The 26,561-nt window shown below is 42.9% G+C and carries 16 protein-coding genes; 2 read left to right on the forward strand and 14 right to left on the reverse strand.

Annotated elements, in window-relative coordinates; translation table 11 throughout:
• Positions 1-13 precede the first annotated feature (13 nt).
• Complete coding sequence (locus ACO05G_RS04150) at positions 14-2,125, forward strand: M1 family metallopeptidase (RefSeq protein ID WP_421764819.1); 2,112 nt, start codon at positions 14-16, stop codon at positions 2,123-2,125.
• Between the two features lie 49 nt (positions 2,126-2,174).
• On the opposite strand, the gene ACO05G_RS04155 is transcribed toward ACO05G_RS04150, so the two are convergent.
• Positions 2,175-2,528: a SiaC family regulatory phosphoprotein gene (locus tag ACO05G_RS04155; protein WP_421764820.1), complete on the reverse strand. Its 354-nt coding sequence runs from the start codon at positions 2,526-2,528 to the stop codon at positions 2,175-2,177.
• Positions 2,529-2,554: 26 nt separating this feature from the next.
• Positions 2,555-4,774: a M1 family metallopeptidase gene (locus tag ACO05G_RS04160; protein WP_421764821.1), complete on the reverse strand. Its 2,220-nt coding sequence runs from the start codon at positions 4,772-4,774 to the stop codon at positions 2,555-2,557.
• A gap of 126 nt (positions 4,775-4,900) precedes the next feature.
• Here ACO05G_RS04160 and ACO05G_RS04165 point away from each other — a divergent pair, with 126 nt between their 5' ends.
• A complete protein-coding gene (locus ACO05G_RS04165) occupies positions 4,901-6,331 on the forward strand; it encodes an SUMF1/EgtB/PvdO family nonheme iron enzyme (RefSeq protein ID WP_421764822.1) in 1,431 nt (476 codons plus the stop codon).
• Here ACO05G_RS04165 and ACO05G_RS04170 read toward each other — a convergent pair.
• The 12 genes from ACO05G_RS04170 to ACO05G_RS04225 all read right to left on the reverse strand — a co-directional run bounded on the left by ACO05G_RS04170 (position 6,328) and on the right by ACO05G_RS04225 (position 26,470).
• Entirely contained in the window at positions 6,328-6,738 is a 411-nt protein-coding gene (locus ACO05G_RS04170; RefSeq protein WP_421764823.1) for a hypothetical protein, read from the reverse strand. The two genes, ACO05G_RS04165 and ACO05G_RS04170, sit on opposite strands and share 4 nt — an antisense overlap.
• A gap of 52 nt (positions 6,739-6,790) precedes the next feature.
• The gene (locus ACO05G_RS04175; RefSeq protein ID WP_421764824.1) at positions 6,791-8,725 is read right to left on the reverse strand and encodes an alpha/beta fold hydrolase; all 1,935 of its coding nucleotides are present in this window, start codon (positions 8,723-8,725) and stop codon (positions 6,791-6,793) included.
• A 100-nt stretch (positions 8,726-8,825) separates the two neighbouring features.
• Positions 8,826-12,443 carry an ABC transporter permease/M1 family aminopeptidase gene (locus ACO05G_RS04180; protein ID WP_421764825.1) on the reverse strand — a complete coding sequence of 1,206 codons (3,618 nt, stop codon included), beginning with the start codon at positions 12,441-12,443 and terminating at the stop codon, positions 8,826-8,828.
• A gap of 23 nt (positions 12,444-12,466) precedes the next feature.
• On the reverse strand, positions 12,467-13,360 hold the full coding sequence (locus tag ACO05G_RS04185; RefSeq protein ID WP_421764826.1) for an ABC transporter ATP-binding protein: 894 nt from the start codon (positions 13,358-13,360) through the stop codon (positions 12,467-12,469).
• Between the two features lie 140 nt (positions 13,361-13,500).
• Complete coding sequence (locus tag ACO05G_RS04190) at positions 13,501-15,543, reverse strand: penicillin acylase family protein (RefSeq protein WP_421764827.1); 2,043 nt, start codon at positions 15,541-15,543, stop codon at positions 13,501-13,503.
• Between the two features lie 3 nt (positions 15,544-15,546).
• Positions 15,547-18,681, reverse strand: coding sequence for a VPS10 domain-containing protein (locus tag ACO05G_RS04195; protein WP_421764828.1), 3,135 nt, complete (start codon positions 18,679-18,681; stop codon positions 15,547-15,549).
• Positions 18,682-18,698: 17 nt separating this feature from the next.
• Entirely contained in the window at positions 18,699-21,335 is a 2,637-nt protein-coding gene (locus ACO05G_RS04200) for a M14 family zinc carboxypeptidase (RefSeq protein ID WP_421764829.1), read from the reverse strand.
• A 95-nt stretch (positions 21,336-21,430) separates the two neighbouring features.
• Complete coding sequence (locus tag ACO05G_RS04205) at positions 21,431-22,051, reverse strand: YceI family protein (RefSeq protein ID WP_421764830.1); 621 nt, start codon at positions 22,049-22,051, stop codon at positions 21,431-21,433.
• On the reverse strand, positions 22,041-22,646 hold the full coding sequence (locus tag ACO05G_RS04210) for an intradiol ring-cleavage dioxygenase (protein WP_421764831.1): 606 nt from the start codon (positions 22,644-22,646) through the stop codon (positions 22,041-22,043). The genes ACO05G_RS04205 and ACO05G_RS04210 overlap by 11 nt, the downstream gene beginning before the upstream one ends.
• A 79-nt stretch (positions 22,647-22,725) precedes the next feature.
• Positions 22,726-23,481: a LytR/AlgR family response regulator transcription factor gene (locus ACO05G_RS04215; protein ID WP_421764832.1), complete on the reverse strand. Its 756-nt coding sequence runs from the start codon at positions 23,479-23,481 to the stop codon at positions 22,726-22,728.
• A gap of 41 nt (positions 23,482-23,522) precedes the next feature.
• Positions 23,523-26,135: an ABC transporter permease gene (locus tag ACO05G_RS04220; RefSeq protein ID WP_421764833.1), complete on the reverse strand. Its 2,613-nt coding sequence runs from the start codon at positions 26,133-26,135 to the stop codon at positions 23,523-23,525.
• Positions 26,132-26,470: a PadR family transcriptional regulator gene (locus tag ACO05G_RS04225; RefSeq protein WP_348285031.1), complete on the reverse strand. Its 339-nt coding sequence runs from the start codon at positions 26,468-26,470 to the stop codon at positions 26,132-26,134. Before ACO05G_RS04225 ends, ACO05G_RS04220 begins: the two co-directional genes overlap by 4 nt.
• Positions 26,471-26,561: the final 91 nt, after the last annotated feature.

A 26,561-nucleotide genomic window follows, 5' to 3' on the forward strand; every position in this document is an offset into this window, starting at 1 on the left:
AATTAAAAACCCTATGAGACAAATAGTAACATTAATCACACTGATGCTTTGTGTATCGCTGGTGGCGCAGGAGAAGCGGTTCTTCATGCCTAAGGAGATGCAGCAAGCATACAAAAACGGCACCCGGTCGTATGACGGTAAGCCAGGCGCAAACTACTGGCACAACACCGTAGATTATACCATCAAGGCGACCATCGATCCGGAAACACGTGGAATCTCGGGTGAGTCTACGATCACCTATACCAACAACAGCCCGGATGATCTTAGTACCCTCGTTGTTCGATTGTATAACGATGTGTACCGGAAAGGAAACCCGCGCGCCTCACGGGTAGATGAGCGAGATGTGGATGATGGAGTTACGCTAAACATGGTTCAGGTCCGTGGAGATTCCCTGGATATGGAGAGCCGCTCAGTAACCAGAAACGGCACCAATCTTTTCATTCGACTGGAAGAGGCACTTAAAAGTGGAGAGAGTATCGATCTGGCCATTAACTGGGAGCAGTTTGTGCCTTACACCAACAGAAGAACAGGTGTGGCAGACAGCACGTCTTTCTTCGTGGCTTACTGGTATCCGCAAGTGGCGGTATACGACGATGTGTTCGGTTGGGACACACAGAACTATTCGTTCCGTACCGAATTTTATAACAACCTGGCAAACTTCGATGTGGAGTTTAATGTGCCTGAATCGTTTACCGTTTGGGCAACAGGCGTATTGCAAAATCCAGAGGAGGTATTCAATGCGGATATTCTGGAGCGATACAACACGGCAATGACGGCTACCGAACCGATGGACATCATCAACGGTGACGACCTGCAAGGTGGATTTTCTCACAAGTCGGGCACGTGGAAGTTCAAGGCGGATGAGGTGCCCGATTTTGCATTTGCCATGAGTGATCACTACGACTGGAATGCAGCATCCCAAAAAGTGGATGGAAAAGATGTGTTGATCAGCTCAGTATACCCGAGTGGGAACCCGCAAGGGTTTGCTGCCATGACACCTAATCAGCAAAAGACCATGAAACACTTCTCGGAAGATATCCCGGGAGTGGCGTATCCATATCCTCGATTTACCACGTTCATCGGCTTGGGTGGTGGTGGCATGGAGTTCCCAATGATGGCCTACAATGGAGGTCCGGGACTTGGTGTGACAGTGCACGAAATGTACCACATGTACTTTCCGATGTATGTGCGTGTCAATGAGCGAAGATTTGCATGGATGGATGAAGGATGGGCAGATTACATCACTTCTTTGGTGACCAATCGCTTTTTTCAGGATGATCAGGATCCATTATTTACCAATTACAAAGGAAGTGTAGGAGGGATGCAGGGACAGTACGAAGATCTGCCGCTTTTCACCTCTTCACAGTTTATGGATGGCACGAACTATGGGTATTCTGCATATCCATTGCCGGCATTCATTTACTCCATGTTGCATCATCACCTGGGTGACGAGCTTTTCCTGAAAGCTTACAAGGAGTACATCAACCGCTGGGCGAAAAAGTCTCCGATCCCTTACGATTTCTTCTACACGTTTGAAGACGTTAGTGGTCAGGATCTGAGCTGGTTGTGGAAGCCCTGGTTCTTCGATTACGGCTACCCGGATGTGCAGATCGGAGAGTTTAAAAAAGGAAAACTGCAGGTCATGAACAATGGCAAGCGACCAGTTCCTGTAAAAGTAGAGGTGACCTACAATGATGAAACCGACTTTGAACTATCCAATTCTGCAAGCGTTTGGAAAGACGGCTCTCAGGTTGAAATTGAGATTCCAAATTACAAGGAAGTCAAGACCATCTCGGTAAATGCGAGTGTACCTGACCTGGATGATTCGGATAACTTCTTCCCATCATTAAAGGATCGAATGGCTGGCGTGGAAGTACCTGATTATGTTGTAGGTACCTACACCATTGCTAACTTCAACATCCAGGCCATGATGGCCAATGAGGATGGGTTGATCAAAGTAAAAGTGCCGGCAGCTGGAATGAATTCGGTGGTATTGCCAAAAGGAGATAAGTGGGAGTCGTTGGACGGCATGATCGTCATTCAGTTTGACGATAGCGGAGAAAAGACCGCCATGACAATGGAATTGAAGCAATTCGGAGTGACCGTTCAGGGAACGAAGGATTAATTGCGCTATAGCAAAGAAAAAAGGTGGCTTTCGGGCCACCTTTTTTTGTTTAGTAGGTTTTGTATTGAAAGGGAATACCGGATTTGGATTCCAGGTCTTCACCTTGTTCTTTGTGATCGTCATCCCCCTCTTCGCTAAACCAGCGTACCATCAACAGGGCACCCATCGCTTGCTTCTCTTTTAGCTCCAGCATCATCTGGTAGAGGCACTTCATGGTACCGGTATCAAAATGCTCCAGCTTTATTTCTACAATGAATGTCGGGACGGTCGTGTTTTTGATTTGCTCAATGAACGGTAAATAAAAATCCTGAACGTCACGCATCGCTGAGCGTCCTTCAATTCTTATCAATCCGGTATTCGGATTAAATCTTATGTTTGGTATTACGTCTTCGTTTTCTGACATATATGTCGGTGGTTTGAAATACAAAGTTACTCATCTTTCATTTCCTCAAATTTATCCGTTTGTTCTTTTCTTGGAAAGACATTATTTGTCACATTAACATCCGGTAATTGCTGATTTGGATCAACTGCAATACTCACGACTTCTTTCTCTTTCAGGAAGGTTTTGGTCACTTTTGCTTCATTTAATCGCCAGATTTCCGCCGGTAGCTGCTGCATCTCTTTGGTGCCATCTGCGTAGGTCCACTCAATGATAACCGGCATAACTAAGCCACCCTTATTTTCGAATGTCAGCTCATAGATGTGTTTACCGGAAAGCTGATCCCGCATTTTGGATTCATCTAGTCGACTTAAAAATTGGCCATAATTACCATCACGGGTAGGTGTCAATGTGAAGGACTGAGGGCCATCTGAGAAATCGTTTGCATTCGCACTTTTTGCTGAACCAGATATGCGTTTGGTGTTTCCTTTCTGTTGTTTATTCTCAATGGTGGCTTGTTCTTCTTTCAGCTGAAACCATTTTACCTCGGCTAGGTCAATATCCACAGTCTCTGTGGTAAAAAACCAACCTTTAAAAAACCAATCAAGATCGGTCGCAGTACCGTCTTCCAGCGTTCGAAAAAAGTCTGAAGGGTTTGGATGTTTGTATTTCCAGCGGTTCGCATACTCTTTAAAGGCTATGTCAAACAGCTCTTTTCCGACAATCGTCTGACGCAGCATTTGAAGACCGACGGTTGGCTTTTGATAAAAGTTCGCTCCCATTTGGAAGAGGAGGTCATTGTCTGAATTGGTCATTACCGGGCGTAAGGTTTTTTGATCGCCCATCATGAAAGGAATGATGTCCTTGGGTTGGGTGCTGGACCACTGTGGATAACGCTCGGCCAAGGTGCGCTGGTGCAGGAACGTATTCAATCCTTCATCCATCCACATCCACTTTCGTTCATCGGAACTAACGATCATCGGGAACCAGTTGTGACCCACCTCATGGATGATGGTACTGGTCATACCTCTGCGGGCTTGCTCGCTGATTTGGCCATTCACCGGTCGTCCTCCATTGAAAGAGATCATCGGGAATTCCATTCCGATGTTGGAGGTGTTGACAGAGATGGCAACCGGATACGGATAATCGAAAGTAGCCTCAGAATAGACTTCAAGTGCCTGCTTTACACCATTGGTAGACTCTTCTGTCCAAACCGGCAGTCCCTCTTTCGGGTAAAATGACATGGCCATCACCGTATTAGTTGGCAGTTTGACCGCCATCGCATCCCAGATGAACTTTCGGGAGCTTGCAAAAGCTACATCACGTACATTTTTTGCGCTGAATTTCCAGGTTTTGGTGCCGGTGGATTTAGACGCTTCATTCGAACGGGCTTCATCAGGCGTAACGATAAAAAGCTGTCCCTCAAATGATTGGCGTGCTTTCTCCATTCGTTCCCGCTGCACCTTTGAAAGTACTTCGGATTCATTGGTAAGTACGCCTGTACCGGCCACAATGTGATCTTCCGGAACGGTCAGCTCTACTTCATAATCACCGAACTCCAATGCAAACTCACCCAGTCTTCTAAATTGTTTGTTTTGCCACCCTTCCGTGTCGTTGTAGACAGCCATGCGTGGAAACCAATGACCCAGGAGAAATACCTTATTATCATCTTCCGGAAAGTATTCATAGCCTTCTCTGGATAGCAGGAATTTGGCCCGATCGGTGATGTAGTTTTTCCACTTGATGGAGAAAGTGATGTTCAGACCAGACATAAGTGGTTGAGGCAGGTTGATTCTCAGTAGCGTATTATTAACGATGTAATCCAGGTCATTGCCATTGGCATCTCTGATCCATTGGATGTCTGTTCCGGCAGGAAAATCAATTGGGCGGACGAGGTATTGCATCTGAAGAGACGAAATGGAGTCTTTTACTCCTCCCATCACGTCACCAAAGTCTTCATTGCCTTTTCTGTTTACATTTTGTTCAATGTTTAGCCAAAGGAATTTTAGGTCGTGAGGTGAGTTATTGAAGTAAGTGATGGTTTCCTCACCCACCAACTCATTGGTATTTTCATCAATGGAAGCTTTGATTTTATAGTCTGCGCGCTGCTGCCAGTAATCCTCTCCCGGTGCACCTGAGGCGGTACGGTAGGGGCTGGGCGGTTCAAGTAGTCGGTCAATCGCATTGAATTTACCGGAATACCCGGGAACATCTTGTGCAATTGCACCAATGGAAAATGTGAGGGTGATCAGAATAATTAAGTATCTCATGAGGGGGTTGAATTTTGGAAGTTTAAAGGTAACAAATGCAGAAGGCGATGTAAAAAAGGATTACATGGATGGTTATCTTCTTTCGGAAATCAACGTTAAATTGATTTTGTTAAAAACCTCCATGTTATGAATTTTAAAAGGACTGCTTCATTTTTCATTTTTGTAATTGGTATTTCGACTTGCTTTGCCACTGATGTGAAGATCACCTATGCAGAGACCGTTCGCGGAATTGATGACCAGCCAAACGCTATCAATTTTACCATTTCCTGGAAAAATAGCTGGAACAATGATCGGAATCACGATGCTTCCTGGGTCTTTTTCAAGCTGGATCAAAATACCAGGTCTGCACATCAATATTTGAAGAAGGGAACCGGACGCATGTTGTGGAAAGGATCACCTTCAATGCCGGATGCTGCAATAGAAATTGCTGAGGATGGTACCGGGCTTTTTGTGCGAGCCGGATCAACATACAGAGGGGATCTTACCTATCACATTACTGTTGAAAGAGACACGGCAAAAACCAAATTGAGTACGCGTTTTGAACGGGTAGAAGGTGTGGCTATAGAAATGGTTTACATCCCTGAAGGTGGTTTTACCCTGGGAGATCCTTACACTCCCGCGCTGGATTATGGTGCATTTTATCAATCGGATGCCAACGGAGCGTTTGACGGATTGTTTAAGATCACCTCCGTGAATCAGGAGATTGCTGTAGGCCCAAATGACGGTGCACTTTACTACCGAAGTGAGGATAAAATTTACCAGGGAGACCAGCAAGGCCCTATTCCTGCCACGTTTCCGAATGGGTATGGGGCTTTTTACATCATGAAATACGAGGTTACCCAGGGGCTATATACCAAATTTCTCAACCTAATTGGCAGTACTGCAGCCACGGTTCGTGTCAACTTTGGCTCACCAAACTATCGGGAGCATGGAGGCACCATTAAGCTCGAAAATGGGAAATATGTAGCTGACGCCCCCAATAGACGAAACGTTTACTTCCATTGGGACGATATGATGGCATTTACGGATTGGGCTGCCCTGAGGCCGTACACAGAGTTTGAATTTACCAAAGCATCCCGTGGGCCGCTAAAACCTAAGCCAAACGAATACCCATGGAACACAACAACCATTGATGAAATGGCGCTGCGAATAAACCCGGCTACTCAGGAGCAGGCGATGCTTAATGGGTTGACGGAAGCTGATCTTGCGGAAAGCAATAGGGCACAATTTGGGGCTTCCTATTATTGGGTGATGAATCTGGCAGGCAGCATGTGGGAGAAAGTAATCACGGTAGGTGATGAGGTCGGACGCTCCTTTACCGGAGTACACGGCGATGGCAGCATCAGTTACTATGGATATGCAGATGTCGAAGATTGGCCGGAAGGTTTTAGAGAGGTCAAAGGATATGGCTACCGGGGTGGTGGCTATTACGGCGTACGAGGGGAGATCACTGATTTTAACCCATACAGTCCAATTGGATTTCGCACCTATGGTGCCTGGAGTGGGGGACCGAGAAATGCGGCTTATGGATATCGTGCAGCCAGAACAGCGAATTAATCAACAATGGGTTGAATTTTCCAGACGATGGATAAACCAAAAGTCAGGCCGATGATGGAAAAGAGGACATCATAGGGGTCGTAAACGTTATTGCCACCCAGATTGTGAATTTTGAATTCCTGCGTTAGTACGAAAATGGTTGCCAGGACCGTAGCGATTACATAGATACGCTTTGGCTGAATCTTTTGTTTAGGAGCGACCAAACGGTGATTGAGGTATAAACCGATGTAGGTCAATGATAACACCCCAACGATCCCTTCAAAGAAGTTGGGTAGTGATAAGACAATGATGTCAAAAACAATGTGAAAGTCTCCATTTAATACGAAGGGCCTGAACCAGGCTTTTCCAATAACAAATAAAATGGCAACCAGAATCTGAATGCGTGCCAGCTTGAGCGTGTCTTTCATTTTTTTGCATAAAAAAGGCAGCCAATGGCTGCCTCTCTACTATCTTTTTATTCTACATTCCTCCGGATGCAGTGGTTTCCATTTCACCTTCACCTTTCAGGTACTTGTCCAGAAATACTTTAATCTGACCATATCCCTCTATGGCATTTTCATTTTTGCGGAACCCATGGCCTTCATCTTCAAAGACCACATACTCGACCGGCACGCCATTGGCTCGTACGCCTTCCACAATTTCATCTGATTCTACCTGCAGCACTCGCACATCATTTGCGCCTTGCAGCACCATCAAGGGCTTAGTAACATTCTGTGTATGGAATAGTGGAGATATCTCATAAAGTCTGACTGAGTCTTCCGTTGTTGGGTCCCCTAATTCATCATACAATGCTTTTCTGAAACTCTCCCAGTAAGGAGGAATGGACTTTAATGTTCTGAGCCAATTGGTCACTCCGAAGATGTTTACACCTACATCAAAAGCTTCAGGCTCAAAAGCCAGAGCTGCCATCACCATGTATCCCCCATATGACCCACCAATGATTCCTACTTTTTCCATATCCACGACTCCCGTAGAGGCAAGAAAATCCTTGCCGGCCACACAATCCTTGAGATCTTTATCACCGTGGTTTTTGTCATCCAGATGATTAAATTCTTTGCCATAACCGCCACTTCCACGGTTATTCACAGCTAGCACGACATAGCCATGATTTACCAGGTATTGGACCAGTGCGAAATAGCTAAGTCTGGATTGGCCGCCCGGTCCACCATGAACCCAAACCAATCCAGGCACTTTATTTTCAGCGGAAGCTTGTTTTGGTTGGTAGTAAATGGCTGGGATTTCGAGTCCATCGAAAGACTGGTATCTGACTACCTTTCCTTCAACCAGATCTTCTCCATTAATTTCAGGATTTAAGGTATTGGTTAATTTCTTAAGCTCACCGGTTTCGAAATTATACACGTAGATATTCGATGGTGAAGCAGACGTACTAACGGTCAATCTGGCCAGATTTTCGCTTTTTGAGATATTAACAGAGCTGATACTGCCACCTTCAATTTCAGGTAGCTGTACTTCTTCATCGCTTTCCTGATTAAAGATTTTCACCACTGTCTTCGCATCATTGTTGATACCAATGACCCGATATTTTTCATTCCAGGAATCGTAGGCGTACCATACATCCCAGCTGGTTTCGAAAACAGTCTCCACCTCACCGGTTTCCAGGTTTCTTTTTGCGAGGTATACAAAGTCCGCTCCTTCGTCCGTCGTATAGTAGAGGTTTTGATTGTCCAGGCTAAAGAACTGCGGGTTATAGGTTGCATCTCCTTCATGCTCGGAGATATCGGTTTTTTCACCACTCTCACGGTCGTACAGATACATTTTGCCATCTGCACTTGTAATAGCTTGTGTGAGGGCATAGAATCGTTCGTTTGGAGAGATGGCTCCTACGTCCAGGCCATCCGAATTTTGATAAATGATTTCGCTTACAGGCATCTCATCGTCTACTGAAGAAATTTGCATTTCGTAGATATCCATAAAGCGAGGATCCCGTTTGTTGGACATCATATACATGCTTTGTTCATCTCTGCTCCATCCCCAAAATCCATTTCGCACGCTATCACCGGGAGTCAGGTCTTTTGCCTGTCCCTCAGGACTCATCATAAAGACCTTAAAGTTTTCATTTCCACCTTCATCAAAGGAGAAAACAAAGCGATCATCGTTGGGAAAGTAGGATTGTCCAAAGTAGGACTCCTGTGTCGAGTTTGTGAGTTGTGTTTTTTCACCGGAGGCAATGTCTACTTCGTACACATTGAAGATGCCCGTCTCATTGCTGTTGATTAGCAGTTTACTTTCGTCAGGGGAGAAGCTTCCGCCACCAACACTTACGTTTTCATAAAATTGAGCAATGGAATATTTCTGTATCTCAGCAGATTTTTCAGAAGTTGGAGTACAGGCTACTAGCAAGCCTATGGCTAATAATTTGATTGGGGATTTCATACGATTAGGTTACTTTTTGTTGTATTAAGATAGGCATTTGCAACGGAGATAAATAAAAAAAGCAGCCAAACGGCTGCTTTTTGATATTAACAGTCATTTTTTAGGATGACTCTGAGAGTGACACCTTTTTCGTGTTATCCTCCGGGTTTCTATCGATTAGCTTATTTAATGGGTCTATGCCTGCAGATGATGGTTTTTGATCTACCTCTACTTGTATGGAGGTTTCATCTCCGGTAAACAGATGCTTTTCAAGGTAAATCAACTTCTCCTTGCCTTTTTCATCACTGGAATAAATCCCAACATCAATCCAGTCATTGATGGATACTTGTGTGGAATAGCCCAGACTGTCAGACTCCATTTTTTTGGTATTTAAATCCAGACTGACCGTGTATTTATCAGCACTCACTTCCTGATACGTCACTTCATCTACTTTATTCTCGTAAAGAATGATTTTGTCAAAGAAGTCAGTTATTACTCCCTGAAGACTGTCAGGTGTTACATCTCTTAAGTATCCAATTAAATCAATGGTCGTGGCATATCTTCCATTTCGTTCCATGGATCCAAAACCCCAGTCATTAATCAATCTATTAAGTGCCACGTTGACGCTATCCTCTCCGATGTAATCCTGTAATGCGTACATGATATTGGCGCCTTTTCCGTAGTGTATGTAGGCTTGGTTTTCTGCCAATGCTAATGGCATTTCTTTCTTCTGCTCCGTTGTTCTGCCTCTGAGATACCTGTTAAGTTCTTCTTTGAGAAATTCCTTTAGGTGCTCCTGAGGATACTCCTGTTTCATAACCATCAATGCAGAGTATTGAGAAAGCGTCTCTGAAAGCACGGCACTTCCCTGAACATTTGCCGGAAAAAGCTGATGACCCCACCACTGGTGAGCCAGCTCATGTGCTGTCACAAAGTATGTCACATCTACATCATCCTCTTCTTCAACTTTCACCATGAATCCAATCGCCTCTGAGAATGGGACTGTATTGGCAAATGATTGTGCAAAAGAAGCATACCTTGGAAATTCCAGGATCCGCATCTGTCGGTATTGATAAGGACTGAAGTTTTCAGAGAAGTACTTGAAGGAGTGCTTCATGCCTTTCATCATGCTTTCTATGTTGTATTCGTGTCCTGCGTGGTAGTAGATTCCCATGTCAATATCTCTGGTCATCGAGTCATTCAATGCGATGGTCGTTTGATCTTTGACCACTTCGTAACGAGCAGATACAATGTTGAAGAATGGCATCATCGGCTGATCCATTTTGTAATGGAAGTACCTCCTGCCGTTTTCTTCCCATTCTCTTTGGAGATAGCCGGGAGCTATAGCAATCTGATCTGGTACAGTTCCAATGATAATTTCAAAGTCTACTCCATGGGAGTCGTCACTGATGAAATTTTGACTCAATCCGATTGGATTGTCACGCTTCATCATGCGTTCTTTTGGTTCCAGGTCATTGTCTTTTCTGTCATCATCGCTACCCAATTCATTTCCGGCATTGTATCCTATGCTTGGGAAACTGCCATTATTCAGGAAGGTGCCATTGAAAACGATGCTCGTATTTGATCCGGATTCCTTGAATCCTTTGGAATCAAAAACGTATTTAAAATTTAAGGTAATCGAATCTCCGGGCTGTAAAGGATATGACAGCTGATGGACATAGTAGCGATATTCATCATAGTCCTCAACAATAGTAGTTGGTTGGCTAAAAGTCACTGCCTCGTACGTCAAATCTTCATCTAATCCTAATTGTAAATGGATGTTCTCGATCGGTTCATCTTCATAATTTTTGAGGGTGTAGGTACCCTCCATGCTATAGTCACGGTCGTAAGGATATAGCTCACTCTTGACATTAATCCGCGTGACTTTAGGTTGCTTGATAAACTCGTACTTTTTCAATGCACGTTCATAATCAGCCTGCAAGGCCTGCTGATCATCAGAATTTCGGTACGTGTTTTCAATATTGGTGTTATAAAAAATGTAACAGCCCGACATGATGAAAGTAAGGAATGTGGTAATGATGAGTGTTAGTATGGGTCTTGAGAGTCTCAGTTTCCCAATGTGCCACCTCCATTTCATTGCTGCTTCTGATCCCCTCACGGCAAAGACCACTGCCACTCCAAAAAGGAAAATGCTGAAAGCCAGCCAATACAGATCAAACCAGGAGAAGCTGGTAACAAAATGCCCAAAACCATTCATTTCAGAATAGGTACCCAGGCTAGCACTTCCAAATTGAAACAGACTATGTTCCAATCCTAGCAAGTCAAGCACACCAGTAGCGATGAAGAATACAATCACGACTGCATGCCCCAGAAACTTATTATTCACCATGACCTGGACGAAAAAGGCCAAGAGTGAAAACAATACCACAAATGAAAGTGTCTCGGTAAACAAGGTGTAGAAGTATACCGGGAGATCAAACTTGTAATATCCTTTAAAGGCCTGTATCAGCACCCCGGAACCGATAAGGAAGAAGTTGAGTACAATGAATACGAGAATCAGCCCTAAAAACTTACTGACTAAGCTGATAAAGTCCGGCATGGGAAGGGCATCCTGAATTAAGTGGATTTTGACATCACGTTCGCGCCAAACCAGTTCTCCGGAATAGAATACCAGAATGATCAGAAAGAATAGGCCAAAGGAATTTGTGATCAGTTCTACCATTAGGTAGGTAGTAGGGTACGTATAGGTTCCAAATACCCTTCCGACAAAGAAGGAATTTACAATCATTAGAAACAGGCCAAACCCAATAATGGCTTTAAACGGAATACTCCGAATGACCGTCTTGAAGTAAAACCAGGTCTGCTTTCTTAGCTGTAACAAATACGTGCTAAAACCGAAGTTGAAATTAACAGTAGGAATTGAAATGTTGGTTTTGGATGCACTTTCAGCTTTGGCACCTTTCTTCTTGAACCAGGACTTCCTAACCACATTAAAGCTAAAAGAGAAGTACCCAATAACTAATGTGATGATCCCAATGGCTACCCATATCATTCGATTCCAAAAGACAATTCCTGTAAATGGAACGACCAGGCTGTTTTGCTCGGCTACCGTCCAGTATTGAATCTTGTTTTGAATGGTGCGAATGGCGAATGGATCTACGAGTGCTGCGATTGTGCGATTGTCTACTTCCTGAGTAAGTATGAGCGCTATTTGGTATACTGCAAACAACAAAATCCATTGGGCATATACCGTCACCATTTTTCGTGAAAGCGCACCTGTGATGAAAAATAGCGCGCTCGAAAAGAAAAGGTTAGGAAATACAATAGTTGCAAACGGATGCAGGTAGTGATAGAGGTTAAAAGGGAGCATTTTGTCCTTGTCAGGATTAAAAAGCTCTCCCAGCATGAACCCGAGCATCATTCCCACAAACACGAATAATACGACAAGAAATGACCCTAAAAACCTGCCAACCAGGTAATCAAACTTGGTAATCGGCGAAGTGAAGAGCATGGACTCAGTGTTGTGTTCAAAGTCTCTGAGAACCGCAACTCCCATGATGGCTGAGGTAATCATCATCATGATACCGGACAAGATGGCCATCATATTTGCAATGGTGGTAGGAGAGTTTTCCTTTACCAATCCTGATCCACCTCCAACTTGAATGATGTCTGTACTCATTGTCAGCACAGCCATAAGGAAAAGTATGGCAAAGTAGACATACGTAGCAGGTCTCTTTTTACGATACTGAATTTCGAATTTTAATATTTTAAACCACATGATTGTTTTCTTTTGGTTGTGAATTAGGCTGGTACAGCTTCTGTGTTGACGGATGACAGGATATGCGAGAAATACACATCCTCTAAATCTGCCTCTACACTTTCAAATGAAGGATCCGGATTGGAATCCGACAATACATGGATTTCAGGTTTCCCTGCAATTAATCGATCAGAAATCACTGTGAACTGCTCTTTATATTGCTCCAGCTCTGCTTTTTCTATCTTCTTACGCCATACCTTGCCCTTAATTGCATCCAAAGCATTGGAAGGGCTTCCCTGATATAAAAGGTTGCCTTGATTAATGATTGCCATGTTGGTGCATAGTTCCTTTACATCATCCACAATGTGGGTACTTAATATCACAACGGTGTTTTCGCCCAGCTCACTCAGCAGGTTCAGAAATCGATTTCTTTCTGCAGGATCAAGGCCGGCTGTTGGCTCATCAACAATAATCAACTTAGGGTTTGAGAGTAAAGCTTGAGCAATACCGAAGCGTTGCTTCATACCTCCGGAGTATCCTCCCAGGTTTTTCTTTCGGGCTTGCCACAGATTCGTTTTGTGAAGCAGTGACTCGACAAGTTCTTTTCGTTCTTTTTTGTTGGAAACACCTTTTAAAACTGCAAGGTGATCGAGTAGTACTTCCGCGCTGATTTTAGGATATACGCCAAATTCCTGTGGGAGGTATCCTAAAATTTTTCTCACCTCATCTTTTTCCCTCAATACATCCAGGTCACCTAAGGTGATGCTTCCTGTGTCCGGTTCCTGAAGTGTTGCGATTGTCCGCATCAAACTGGATTTACCGGCTCCATTTGGACCTAATAAGCCAAACATCCCTGTTGGGATATCAAGGGAGACATCATTTAATGCCTTAACACCATTTGAATAGGTTTTCGAAAGATTTTTGATAAGTAGGTTCATAGGATCGTGTTTTTGTGTGATAGTATGATGCAGTTAGTAGATCATAGGTATCAATTTATTTTAATTTATTGATCCAAGGTTCTACGAAATGATAAATGGTTGATCAGGCAGGTTGTATGACTTAATTCTGAGGTGGGTATTTATTTCGGATGATAAATACGTTTGGCATTTTCACGCACCTCATCAATATCGAGGGTCATTTGTTTGCGCTCCCTGTTTAAGAAAAGCGGAATTTGGTCATCATAGTGAGGGCTTTCAGGCCTGTTGGATGCTCCAAAAACATTGGTAGTCTCAATGATGGGAAGTCCAGCTTTCGGATATCTAACCATCATAATGTACGATTCACCGGTTTTCGCACGTACTTTGCCTTCACCCATATAATCAGCATACATTGCTGCGATGACATCTGGTAAGCCACCTATTGGATATTCTTCCTCACCTCGAACTAATTTCTGATATTCGCCCAGAGTCACGTCTATCTTACCAAAATAGCGGAGTAGATATCTTCTGACATAATCAATAGCCTTTATATACTGTTCGGTTGAGATGTTATTGATATCAATTTTATCTGAGATACGTGCTAAGCCTTTGTAAAGAATATTTAGGTGTGCCGGCCCAATTTTATCCGCACGGGCACTCTTATCCCACCTTTGGATGATCTCCAGAATCTGTGATGCTGAATCAGCTAGAGAAGGCTCAAGATCAAACACCGGGTTGAGGTCAATCCAATAAACCAATGAGTCTGGAAGAGTAGCGTCGTATTTCATGTCTAGGAAATCATCCCATGAGAGTGTTTCATATTGATCGATCAGTTCCATGAACCGATAGCTTCTGTTATTATCAAATGCACGATATCCCATTGTTTGATCAAAATCTGCTAAAGAAAGGTTATCCTTAGCTGCTGTTGCATTGAAGGCACCATTGTTGGTATTGAACAAATAGCCAGACGGAGGATTTGTTAGCTGAGGTAAATCCTTGAAAGTGTGATATCCGTCAGAAAGGGTTTCTGATGTATTTCCAGGTAGTGTGGTACTCCAATCATAATTTGAATTCCTCAATGGAATTTTTCCATTTCCTACATAGTAGAGGCTATCGTATTTGTCTGCATACACAATGTTGAAGCTGGGAATAGCTGTCAGCGATAGGGCTTTCTTAAATTCGGTGAGATTTTGTGCCTTGTTCATCTTGTACCATTGCTCAATTGCCCTGATTTCATCAAAAACGGACATTTTAAAGGCAAAAGCTCCTTTGCTATTTTTGACGACAGGGCCATATTTGGAGTAGTATGCATCTCTTTTCACCCCAATTTTTAATCCCAGGAAGACCTTGACTTTTAGTTTGACCTTCCGTTTTTCAAGTTCCAGCCACTCATCATCTAAACGATACAAATCATCATTCTCCGGATGCATTTCAAGCTGAAACACATCTCTTTTATCAAAGTAGTTAACGGTATGCGCCCAGCCAAGATGTTCGTTTGTGCCGTGAAAGATCACAGGACCTCCGGGAAAAAGACCTCCGAGCATATTCCAACCTTCATCACTTACCAGGTGCGCTTCATACCAGGCAGCAGGACCTTCCAGCGGTTGATGAGAATTTATGGCAAGGAAAACTTCATCGCTGGTTGTCTTTTGCCTACTTATCGCAAATGCATTGGAACCCTTGGTTTCAAAGTCGATGGTATCCACCTTTCCATCAAACAAATTTCGGATCAGGTTGTCTGCTCCATCCTGAACGGCTAACTGTAATACATAAGCCTTAAAAACATCCTTCAGCGTAACAGGAAAAGCTTTTTTGACCAACACTTCATCTTTGTGATTAGCTGCATAAGCATTTATTCCAGCAGTGTAACCTTGGACTATTTTTATGAATGCAGGATCTACCTCAGGAAGGTGCTGATTCACAATATCCTCACATCTGAGTAGTCCCACCACATAATCGATTGGTGCTCCATCGCGACCCAAATGTCTTCCCATCATTTGCTTAGCAGCGAGAAGGATTTCCTGGATAGTTTTGAAATCATCTTCCGCATGGGCCCAGGCTAATCCATAAGATACCTGTGCATCTGTTGGGGCGTATATGTGAGGAACGCCCCATTCATCACGAATGATTTCTATTTGTTCCGGATTGAATTGCCCATTGCTGGCAAGGCTGAGCAATATCAGAATAGCACCAATATATCTCACAAATTACTCTTTTAAAATAACGGCCGGTAAATCCAAACTCTTGTAAAGATCATTGAATGCCTTTAGCTCTACTTCAATCAACTCCATTTTGCGATTTGCATACGATTGCCACTGGGTCTGAAGATCTTTAAAACGATCCTTGGCTCCCTGGGTAACTCTTGGATCTGCTACATCAATGAATGATTTGAGACTCATCATCTGGGTATTGAGTTTATTTTGAAAGTTGATCACATCCTGAAATGTTTCCTGCTTAGGTTGAATGAGGTCATTCTCCCACTTTTCAATTTTCCCTATTAGGGCGCTGGCAGTATCAAGCAGATCTTTAGCTTCCTCAACATCCTTAAGTCTTTTTTTGTACGCCTGAAGCTGTGATTTCCCTAACCGCATCATGTTCACACTTTCATGCATGTCACGGATCATTTCTTCCAGAGAAGTCAGCATCTTTTGCTGTTGTGCCCAGTCAGATTTTGCATATTCTTGTCCGGGTACTTGCAGAACATTTACCTGCTTGGTTAGAGTGTCAGCCTCAACTAAAAGCTGAATGGTATAAGTGCCGGGAGCCACACGCGAACCGGAATAATCACCAAAGGAAAAAACGCCATCTACTGCTGGAAGTGTTTCTCTTTTAAAGTCCCAGGTAAATCGATTGATTCCTTTTTTTACAGGTAATAACTGCGGCGCAGGCGGACCGCCGGTAAAAGATTTAAATGATACATCCTTTTGACTTGAATAACTTCTGATTACTTCATTCCCATCCAGTATTTCAATTTTTAATTCAACACTGTCCGGCAACTCTTCGGTGAGAAAGTAGTCAAAGGTTACACCAGATGGAGGGTTCCTACCCGCATCAACATGAGCGCTTCCTCCCAGGATGCGATAGTGATTTTCCTTGCTGAAAAGACTCCCATTTACCGGCTCTTTTCCTAATGTTTGCTGAATTGCGCTAAGATCATCCAATATCCAAAATGAGCGACCTGCAGTCGCTGCGATGAGGTCATTTTGTCTGATGGTCAAATCATTAATGGGAACAATCGGTAAATTTAACTGCAAGTTGGACCAGTTTGCACCATCATCAGTCGATACATATAGTCCTGTTTCTGTGCCGGCATAGAGAAGCCCTTTTACATTAACATCTTCACGTATGACCCTCACAAATCCATTTGGATCATTCAACCCATTGGTAATTTTTGTCCAACTGGAACCATAATCGTTGGTTTTGTAAGCTAAAGGAGTCAGGTCATTAAACTTATACCTCATTACGGTGATGTAAGCTGTGGCTGGATCATGCGGAGATACTTCAATGGAATTAATGATGCCTTCTTGAAGTCCGGAGGGTGTCACATTCGTCCAGTTGTTTCCCCCGTTTCTGGTAATATGTACTAATCCATCATCCGATCCGGCCCAAATCACGCCTTCTTCATGAGGAGACTCAGTCAGGTACATCAGTGTATTGTAATTCTCACCCCCGGCTGCTTCGTTGGTATAAGGTCTGCCTCCAGGACCCTGCCTGGTGGTGTCATTTCTGGTTAAATCCGGTGATATTGTTTCCCAATTTTGACCTCCATCTATTGTTTTGAAAACGACGTTACCGGCATGATATATTGTGTTTGGATCGTGCGGAGAAGCTATGATTGGAGCATTCCAGTTGAATCGGTATTTAAAATCCTTCGGAATGCCACTAAGTCGTTCTTCAGGATACTGCATGATGGGTTTTCCCTCACCGGATTCCTTCACCCATCGCTCGATTATGCCCTGGTAGCACCCACCGTAAACCACTTCAGGGTTTTCGGGATCGAAAGCCAGATAGGCACTTTCACATCCTGCTACTGAATACCAATCCTTCCAGCCGATACCCCAACCATTGGTGCGACTGGCAATGGCTATAGCAGAGTTGTCTTGTTGGCCACCGTAAACATTGTACGGTACCTGATTATCAGTAATCACCCGGTAAAACTGAGCGGTTGCTTGATTTTGTTGAGTAGACCATGATTGACCACCATTTAGCGAAACATTACTTCCCCCGTCATTAGAGTTAATCATTATCCTGTTGTTAGTTGGGTTGATCCATAAGTGGTGATTATCTCCATGTGGAACGGAAACGTTGGAGAAGGTTCTACCCCCGTCGATGGACTTCATCGCTGGTGCATTAAGGACGTAAACCATGTTTTCATTTTGGGGATCAGCGAAGACCTCCATGTAGTACCATGACCGTGTGATTAGCACTCTATCCTTGTTGATTTGCGTCCATTTTTTTCCAGCATCATCCGAACGATAGAGTCCTGATTTAGAACCATCCGCTTCGATAATAGCAAAGACCCGATCCGGATTAGCTCTGGAAACAGAGATTCCGGCTTTACCAAATGCTTCCGGTAAACCTTCTTCCATCTTTTCCCATGTTTCTCCAACATCTACAGATTTATAAAGACCGGATCCCGGCCCCCCGGACCGGACCGTCCATGGATATCGTTGATGGTCCCACATGGCGGCATAAAGAATGCGCGGGTTTGTCATATCCATGGATAGGGAGGAGGCGCCAGTTTTATTGTCCACGAATAAGACCTTACGCCAGGATATACCACCATCTGTTGATTTATAGACCCCTCGATCGCTAGTGGGTCCATACAATGCTCCTTGTACCGAAACAAAAACAATATCAGGATTTGACGGGTGAATAATTACATCTGAAATGTGCATGGATTTATCCAATCCGATGTGTTTCCAGGTTTTTCCTGCATCTGTGCTTTTGTACACTCCATCTCCACTTGATGTCATCACCCCACGAACTGCATGTTCGCCCATGCCCACATAAATGACGTTAGGGTCTGACTCAGAAACAGCGATCGCGCCCACAGTACCTGTTTTAAGCTGACAGTCTGAAACGTTTTTCCAGTTGATGCCCGCATCATTTGTTTTCCAAATACCCCCACCTGTGGTTCCCATGTAATACGTCATAGGGTCTGATACAACCCCGGTGGAAGCTACACTTCGTCCGCCACGAGTAGGGCCTATATTTCGCCACTTTAGCCCTTCATATACCGAGGCATCTAATGCAGGGACTTGATTTTTACTTTTCTTTTTTTGTGCATCTACAGCTAAAATCGAACAACAGCTTAAGATGATGATGATTAATTTCTTCATGGTGTTAAGTTAAGTTTTTAGAAACCCGGCAATAGCATAACCGCGTTTTGCATCATGCGTGATGGCCCAAGCCAAAACATTCTGTATTGCGTGTTGTCAACCAGGTACACAATCTTGCCTTGTCCCAGATTAGCAACCCCGGCAAATGCCTGTCCGGAAATGTGATTCAGGTTTTCTTCTGAAGCATACCCGGCGACTAGTAGTTTGGATGGGTCCTTATGATAATATCCGACTGTTTGAAATTTATCTGATGGTTGCAATACGTTATTGCCAAATCGGAGTGAATAAAGATTTGATTTAACTCCGAATGCTAGTGGATGAGTCGTATCAATAATTGCATTCATAGCAGAGCCGGGAACTCTGCGTTTTCCAAAATAATCTTCTCTGTCCGCATACTTTAGGTAGCTTCTTTCTTCACTGCTATCCTTGGGGGATTTTTTCAACTCTACCTCTGTAATATCAGAATTTTCTTTAGTGAAAAATTCGGTAGCGCTTTCGGTCGCTATGAGTGTACCTCCATTTTGAACCCATTCCTTAATTTGTTCCTGCTGCTTTTCTCCAAACAGGGCTTTGATTGTTGCACCACCTCCTGGCAAAATGAGCACATCATAGTCATTCAGATCGGCACCACCAAAACGAAATCCTTGTTTTGGGAGGCTGGTTTGCTCCAGAGCAGTTGTTCTGATTCGTTCAATGGGAAGTTCTGTCACCCAGTCAAAGAGAAAATAAATTTGACCTCCTGTGTATGAACTGAAAGGAGGATCCACCATCATGGCTATTCGAGGCTGTTTGATAGGTCTGTTTCCAGAGTTAGCCAGATCCATTCCGGTAACCATTCTTCCGGTGTTAAATCCGACAATCCTGACTCCAGTTTCATTAGAAATTGCTTTGATATCTTCCTCAATATTGTTCGCCTTTTCCCTGTTTCTACCTTTCAGTATGATTAAAGATCCAGCCGGAAAACTCATGTTTCCATCGCTAAATGGTTCTTCAGCTGAACGAACATTGTATTTCTTGGCCCATAGTTTAGCCAATGCTTTTGGTGCATCTCGTTGTGACCAGTCAATAACATAAGCATACCTGGCGTTGGGGTTGATTACTTCTCCTGTGGAAGCTAACATATCATCCACTTCAGTCATATCTGCTGAGAAGGATCCATTGGTAGACCATGCGTCCAGGTTATAAGCAATAGGCGCCGACCAGGTAGCCATGTCGTACATCACAGAGTCTTCAATGGTCATATTGCGTTCCATGATGGAATTAATAAAAAGCGAACGAGGTTGATCGGTAGGTACAATGAGCGTGCCCTTAGGGAAGGTCTTTTTGACAGAGCTTCCTGTTCGATAATCTTTAGCGCTGGCAATTTGAAAGTTACTATTTGCCTGATAGACTTTTACTCCGTTTCGTTTTAGCACATTGACCACTTCATTGGCATACATGTCTTGGTCAGAAAAGAAGTACGCTTTTGTGCTTGTTTTGCTGTTGGAAGGTTTCCAGGCATTGTAACTATAGGATAACAATTCTTTTCGGTTGACCGCAGAAGCCTTGATCGTAGCGATTGAAGTCGTGTAATGATCAAAAATCCGCTGACGCAAGGTCAAATGATACCCGTCATTGGTCTCGACAATTCTTCCGCCGGCAGAGTGGCCCCCTTGCTCGGTCAGCATACCAATAGCCCCCATCACGCTAGGCCAACTAGATCCATACCCCGGATAGAAAAAGTCAAACGCATCTCGTGTGAAGTAATTGATCTGATGTTTGTCAAACTGTGCAACATTTGCGTCACCAAAAACTTTTGACCAGGACTCATAAGAATCGGGAAGAAGTTTATTGCGAGGTGTTGTTCCTGGCATGGTAAAGTAATTAGAGTTGTAACCTTGCTCGTGGTAATCAACGTGGACCTGAGGCATCCAATTTTGATACTCTCCAGTGTGTCCTCTTGACTCTGGATGCACGCCCCAAATCCAATCACGGTTGAGATCAAACCAATAATGGTTTGTCCTACCTCCCGGCCAACCTTCGAAGTGTTCCAGGTCTTTTGGTTCAACACCCGGTCTACCCAGTCTTTTCATTGATTTATACCAGTAGACATATCGGTCCCTGCCATCCGGATTGATACAGATGTACATGATGATCACGGAGTTTTTTAATATGTCTAAAGTTTCTGCATCTTTTGCAGCAGCCATTCGATAGGCTACTTGCATGGCTGCCTCGGAGGAGGAGGCTTCATTTCCATGGATATTGTATGAGAAGGAAGTGAAAACGGGTTGGTTATCTATGATGGTCTGTGCTTCAGATTCTGATGCAGTTAGCAGCTTTATATGCGTTTGCTGTAGATCGTCTATGTTTTGAATATTTTCTTCCGAAGAAATAACCAGATTTACTAACGGGCGACCTTCATAGGTGGCACCATACTCATTATACAGCACCCGGGGAGATTTCGCAGCGAGTTGCTTATAGTATTGGACAATGTGTGCATACCCCGTAAAGCTTTCTCCTAATGGGTAGTCTAAAAACTGTGAGGGTGGTGGAATATCCGGATTAATTTCCAGATTTGGTTCGAAGGCAAAACGCTCCTGATCCACCACTTGCGGTTGAGCGTAAGACATTAGTAACATTCCCGAAAAAAGGAAGGTAAGTGAGATTCTCTTCATATCTATTTAGGTTAGGACCTTTAAGATACTAAGAGCAAATCATTTTACATTCCTTATAAAGTGATCAACAGTCAATCCATGGTTTCAATGGTGAGTCACAAAGCTGACTTTGGAATCTTTATCTGAATATTAAATTCGACCATTCGATCAACTAATGTTCTGTTCGCCCAACTGCCAGTATAGGCCACATCCCAGGTGAAACGATCAATTTCAAGGGTTGATTCATATCCATATTTCGTTTTATTAGCCTCAAATGAAATGGGATGGGTTTGTCCCTTGATGGTGAGATCCCCGACTAAATTGAATGTTTCATTTATGGAGGTACAAGCCGTTATGATGAGCCGTGCTTTAGGAAATGTTTCAACCTCAAAAAACTCTTCACTCTTTAGGTGATTGATGAGATTTCTTCTGGGGACCGGTTCATGTTCGGGTATGTCAGTCACATTGATCGTACGCATATCGAATGTAAAGCTCCCTCCGGTCAATGTCTCTTTAGAAAATAGCAAGAACCCAGACGCTAAATTGATGGTGCCTTCATGTTTTCCTAAGCCTCTCATCTTGGTGCCCTTCCATTTGATGATTGAATTTTTAAGATCGACAGGAACAGTGTCAGCTACATTATCTGCGCTTGAAACAAAACTTTTGGGCGGATTGGTTGAAGGTTTAGCGTAACATCCGGCAATCCAGAAAGACATGATCAATAAACTAATTTTCATAATTGGGGATGTTTAGGCCTAAAATGATATCTCTTTTGATTTGAATGATTCCATCCTTGGTTTTGTCCGTTTTAACAATGCCGGAACCTCCACGATTTCTTTGGCTTCTCCTTTCAGCGGTTGTCAGTAATGGGTCGTCATCAAAAAAATAATCGTCCAAATAATACGGAATTTTATTAGGCTCTTTGACTGTCAGATGGATATGTTCGGGTGCCTGCCTGTTGGGGTATGAGGCAGGTCGAAAAGTATAAAAGGTGTACCGACCATCTTTATTGGTTTTGATCCACCCTCTGTGTTTTCCATGCCTTCTCGGCCAGGTGCCCGACCCCTTAATCCCGGGATAGATTCCTGAACGGTTGGTATGATAGATATATAGTATTACACCGGCCGCCGGAGTTCTTCCATCTTTTTGATACACTATACCACTAATTTTTAAACGAGGTTCATTGGAACTAAAACCCGAAAGTGTGTCGATGTTTGTAATTGTTTCTGGATTGTATTCCAGCGCAGCTTCACACCCTTCACATGGACCGCCTGTTTGCGTATGTCCTGTGAGGTATGCTAATAAGAATAAAAAGGTAAAAATGTTTTTCATACCTCCAATAACGGTGATTATGGAAGGGTGGTCAAGGTGAATTTGCTAACCTGAGTAAAACGTATGCTAACCTGAGTAACTATACCGATTGCTTAAAGTCGGCAGCATAATTCCTACTTAATCGAAGGACATCACCATTGGTCATTTTGATATCATAATCACCATTATTTCGAGATACATACGAATCCATGTAATTCAGATTTATGATCGCTGATTTGTGAATCCGTATAAATGCTTTTGGATCTAGTTGAAGCTCCATTTCCTTCAATGTTGCATTATGTAAATAGCTCTTGAGCTCTGTATGGACCCGAATGTATGGCGACTCAGATTGAAAATAGCGTATTTCTCTAAATGAGATTTTCTTGAATTCACTTCCCGCCTTGATTCTTATGCTGTCTGAAGATACTTCGCCCGAAGGTTTTTGTTTAGCTATTATCAATAGTACTACACCATAAATTACAAAAGGCGAAATAAGTAATGTGGATACACCGTATTTCAAGGTGTGATGGATCGAATAGGCATACGTTAAAAATAAGAGCGATAGGAAATGAATGAGAACAGCGTAAAGAAGCAAATGTGTAATTATTGAAAGGATAAGTCCAATAATCAATTTGAATCTAGAGGTTACTCTTGATGCATAAAGCTTTTTAAGCGCAAGGATGCCTGGAATAAACAACAGCCAGAAGGAATTGAACAGGAGGGATTCAGAAATGTAGAAGGAACCATTGTTTCTAACAGCTTGCAGGTAATCCTGAAATACCGACAATACTCCCAGGCCAGTGCAAATAATAATGCACAGGCCCAGGGATATCGGAAATTTGTATTTTGTAACCACATCCGCTAATCTAAATAATCAGCGCAGTGTCAGCAATTGGATCATTCATCTTTTAAGGCATTGGCTGGGTTTGCCACTGCTGCTCTATATGATTTCAGAGATACTACTATCCAGGTGATAGCAAGAATGGCTAATATGGGTAGTATGAGTAAATACCAGGATAAGTCTATTCGGTAGCTGTATCCATCCAGCCAGGTATTAAGCCAGTAGCTTGCTAAGCTTATTCCTATAATACCTCCAATCACCACAAGTCTGGTAAAATCTTTAATCATCATTCTAAGCAGCGAAGAAACAGAGGCACCTAAAACTTTTCTGACCGCTATCTCTTTAAATCTTTTCTGAAGCACAAAAGTGGTAAGGGCGAATAACCCTAAGAAAGCGATAATTATCGCGAGTAGGGTAAAAGTGGTGAAAACCCCTCCAAACTTGGTTTCTGCTTCATAGTGACGGTTAAAGGAATCATCCAGAAAGAAGGCATCCAGTGGATAGTTTCTCACATGCCCCTCCCAAACCTCTTCAATTTCATTGATTGTCCGAAGAAGATCTTGAGATGAAACTTTTGCAACAACATAGGCCTGATGGTGATTGCCTATTTCCATTGTAGCATGATCACCGTATCGGAAAATCATGGGGCTAATTTCACGTTTAAGAGAAGTAAAATTGAAATCCTTCATCACACCGATAATGGTAAAGTCCAGCTTGTTTTGACGGGAAACTTTCTTTCCTATTGGATCATCCCATCCCAACTCCTCAGCAAGAGCTTCATTAATCACCACAGAAGCTGTATCGGTAACCAGTTCCCTCGAAAAGAACCGACCTTTAACCAATTCAATATCCATCACATCCAGAAATTCATGAGATGTGAAAGCATTATATGGTGCAATGGTTCTTTCACTTCCGTCCAAAAGATTGTAGGCCCAGTCGCCATATCCGTGAAACGGAACGTTACTTGATTTCCCGACAATTTCCACGCCTGGCAGTTGCTCGAGCTGAGTCTTGAAAACACCATACTTATCTTCAAGCACTCTACCACCATTGATAACCAGTGTCTGATCAATATTTAATCCCAATTCATGAGACCGCATGTGATTTAATTGTTTGAAGATCACAATTGTCGCTGCAATCAGAAAAACGGATATAGCAAATTGAAATGCTACTAAGCCATTTCTCAGACCTCTTTTTCCACCCTGTTGCTTTTGTCCTCTAAGTGCTTTGAGAGGGGAGAAGCTGGACATGATGTAAGCGGGATATAGTCCAGCCAAAAGTCCAGCAACAATGATTAAACCACCTACAAAAAGTAAGTTTTCAGGTGTGTAAAGGTCTTCTATCACAAACTGCCTTCCGGTTAATTGATTGAAGTAATCAATAGAAATGGAGGCTATAGCTAAAGCAAGCAAAACAGAAATGGTTGTGATTAAAATTGATTCGACCAAAAATTGGGAAATGATGTGTCTACGATGTGATCCCAATGCCTTCCTTATGCCGACTTCTTTCGACCTTAGCGAAGATCTTGCGGTTGACATATTGATGTAGTTTACACAAGCGATTAGTAAGATAAAGATGGCTACAAGCGAAAAGATGATCACGTTTTTATAATCTCCTCCTTTGCCCATGCTGTATCGAGCGCCTTGCAAGTGAATATCTGCAATGGGATACAGTGTATATCCAAAATGTCTGTCTGGATACTTTTCCATTAGCTGCTCAAATGATTCTAATCCGCTCCAACTCAAAGATTCCGGACCTGCATATTTTTTATATAGTTCATGCAGTTTTTCCTCGATCACTTTAACATCTGAATTGGGTTGGATTTTTGCATAGGTCCATACGCTATTTCCTGTCCAATTCTTATGACCCGGTTCCAAATCCGAGATGATGTATTTGTAAGGAAAGTGTGTGTTTTTTGGTGGGTCTGCAACAACTGCGGTAACCTTATGAGATATTTCATCCAACATAAAAGTCTTCCCATATGCGGATTCACTAGGAAAGCATTTTTTGGCAATGCTTTCAGTAAGTACCACTGAATTTGGTTCAGAAAGTGCGGTTTCAGGATTTCCTTTAAGAAACTCGGTTTCAAAAACCTTGAAAAATTGGGGATCACCATAGGCAGAACCATCCTGTATAAATGAACGATCTCCAATTTGAAACAAAGATTCCCAAAGCCCTTGAATACGGGTAGCTGCTTCTATTTCGCTGACCTCAATCATCATGGTTTCAGCTAAAAGAGGAGGTGTCCAGGCACCTCGAGTGCCATTGAGCACCCGATACATTTGATCCGCCTCGGGAAAGAATTTGTCGTAGCTCCGCTCATGATTCACATAAATTGTGATTAATAAACAAGAGGCTAATCCAATAGCTAATCCAAGGATATTGATAGATGAGTAGGATTTTTGTCTAAGTAAAGTTCGTATAGCAACCTTAAAGTAGTTTTTGATCATCGCTAGTGTAGTTAGTTGTTCAAAATCGTCTAGTCCTTTTAAATATCTTAATCTGAAAAAGCGAATGGCATTCCACCCAAATTTGAGTCTTGCTTTTCGTGTGGCTCCATCCCTGTCGAATAGCTCATATAGATCCCCCTCAATTTGTTCCCGGTAACGTTCTTTATAGAAAAACTGCAGGAAACTCAACGCCCATTTTGGTGGTGAATGCTTTTTCATGCGTATCCTAAAATTGTTTTTGGAATCTGTTTGTAGAGATCGTTTCTAGTCTCATATACATACTTAAGTGCATTGGATCCTTGTGCGGTAATTCTGAATAATCGTTTACGCCTGCCCCCTCGTTCTGCACTGGCACCTCCCATATAAGAGGAAACAAAATCTTTTTTCTCCAATCGATCAAGAACCGTATGAACCGCACTGATATTGACCTTTCTTCCAATCTGATTTTGTATTTCATCCATGACCTTTACTCCATAAGCCTCTTCATTCAGGATTGCTACAATCATGAGCACGAGTTCTTCCAGTTCTCCCAGTTGATAAAATTTGGTATTCATACAGCTGATTTAGGTTTTATTACATTCATAAATGTAAATGAAATAGGTCTGTTTTCATTCAATATTTCTTTTATAGATGTAAATGAAATAG

It is taken from the genome of Ekhidna sp. (assembly GCF_965227465.1).
Taxonomy (GTDB): domain Bacteria; phylum Bacteroidota; class Bacteroidia; order Cytophagales; family Cyclobacteriaceae; genus Ekhidna.

What these genes read in the sequence shown, in the direction of transcription:
- ACO05G_RS04165 (WP_421764822.1), top strand. Translation starts at nt 4,901, where the DNA reads ATGAATTTTAAAAGGACTGCTTCATTTTTCATTTTTGTAATTGGTATT.
- ACO05G_RS04180 (WP_421764825.1), bottom strand. Translation starts at nt 12,443, where the DNA reads ATGTGGTTTAAAATATTAAAATTCGAAATTCAGTATCGTAAAAAGAGA.
- ACO05G_RS04175 (WP_421764824.1), bottom strand. Translation starts at nt 8,725, where the DNA reads ATGAAATCCCCAATCAAATTATTAGCCATAGGCTTGCTAGTAGCCTGT.
- ACO05G_RS04185 (WP_421764826.1), bottom strand. Translation starts at nt 13,360, where the DNA reads ATGAACCTACTTATCAAAAATCTTTCGAAAACCTATTCAAATGGTGTT.
- ACO05G_RS04205 (WP_421764830.1), bottom strand. Translation starts at nt 22,051, where the DNA reads ATGAAAATTAGTTTATTGATCATGTCTTTCTGGATTGCCGGATGTTAC.
- ACO05G_RS04150 (WP_421764819.1), top strand. Translation starts at nt 14, where the DNA reads ATGAGACAAATAGTAACATTAATCACACTGATGCTTTGTGTATCGCTG.
- ACO05G_RS04155 (WP_421764820.1), bottom strand. Translation starts at nt 2,528, where the DNA reads ATGTCAGAAAACGAAGACGTAATACCAAACATAAGATTTAATCCGAAT.
- ACO05G_RS04210 (WP_421764831.1), bottom strand. Translation starts at nt 22,646, where the DNA reads ATGAAAAACATTTTTACCTTTTTATTCTTATTAGCATACCTCACAGGA.
- ACO05G_RS04160 (WP_421764821.1), bottom strand. Translation starts at nt 4,774, where the DNA reads ATGAGATACTTAATTATTCTGATCACCCTCACATTTTCCATTGGTGCA.
- ACO05G_RS04200 (WP_421764829.1), bottom strand. Translation starts at nt 21,335, where the DNA reads ATGAAGAGAATCTCACTTACCTTCCTTTTTTCGGGAATGTTACTAATG.
- ACO05G_RS04195 (WP_421764828.1), bottom strand. Translation starts at nt 18,681, where the DNA reads ATGAAGAAATTAATCATCATCATCTTAAGCTGTTGTTCGATTTTAGCT.
- ACO05G_RS04220 (WP_421764833.1), bottom strand. Translation starts at nt 26,135, where the DNA reads ATGAAAAAGCATTCACCACCAAAATGGGCGTTGAGTTTCCTGCAGTTT.
- ACO05G_RS04225 (WP_348285031.1), bottom strand. Translation starts at nt 26,470, where the DNA reads ATGAATACCAAATTTTATCAACTGGGAGAACTGGAAGAACTCGTGCTC.
- ACO05G_RS04170 (WP_421764823.1), bottom strand. Translation starts at nt 6,738, where the DNA reads ATGAAAGACACGCTCAAGCTGGCACGCATTCAGATTCTGGTTGCCATT.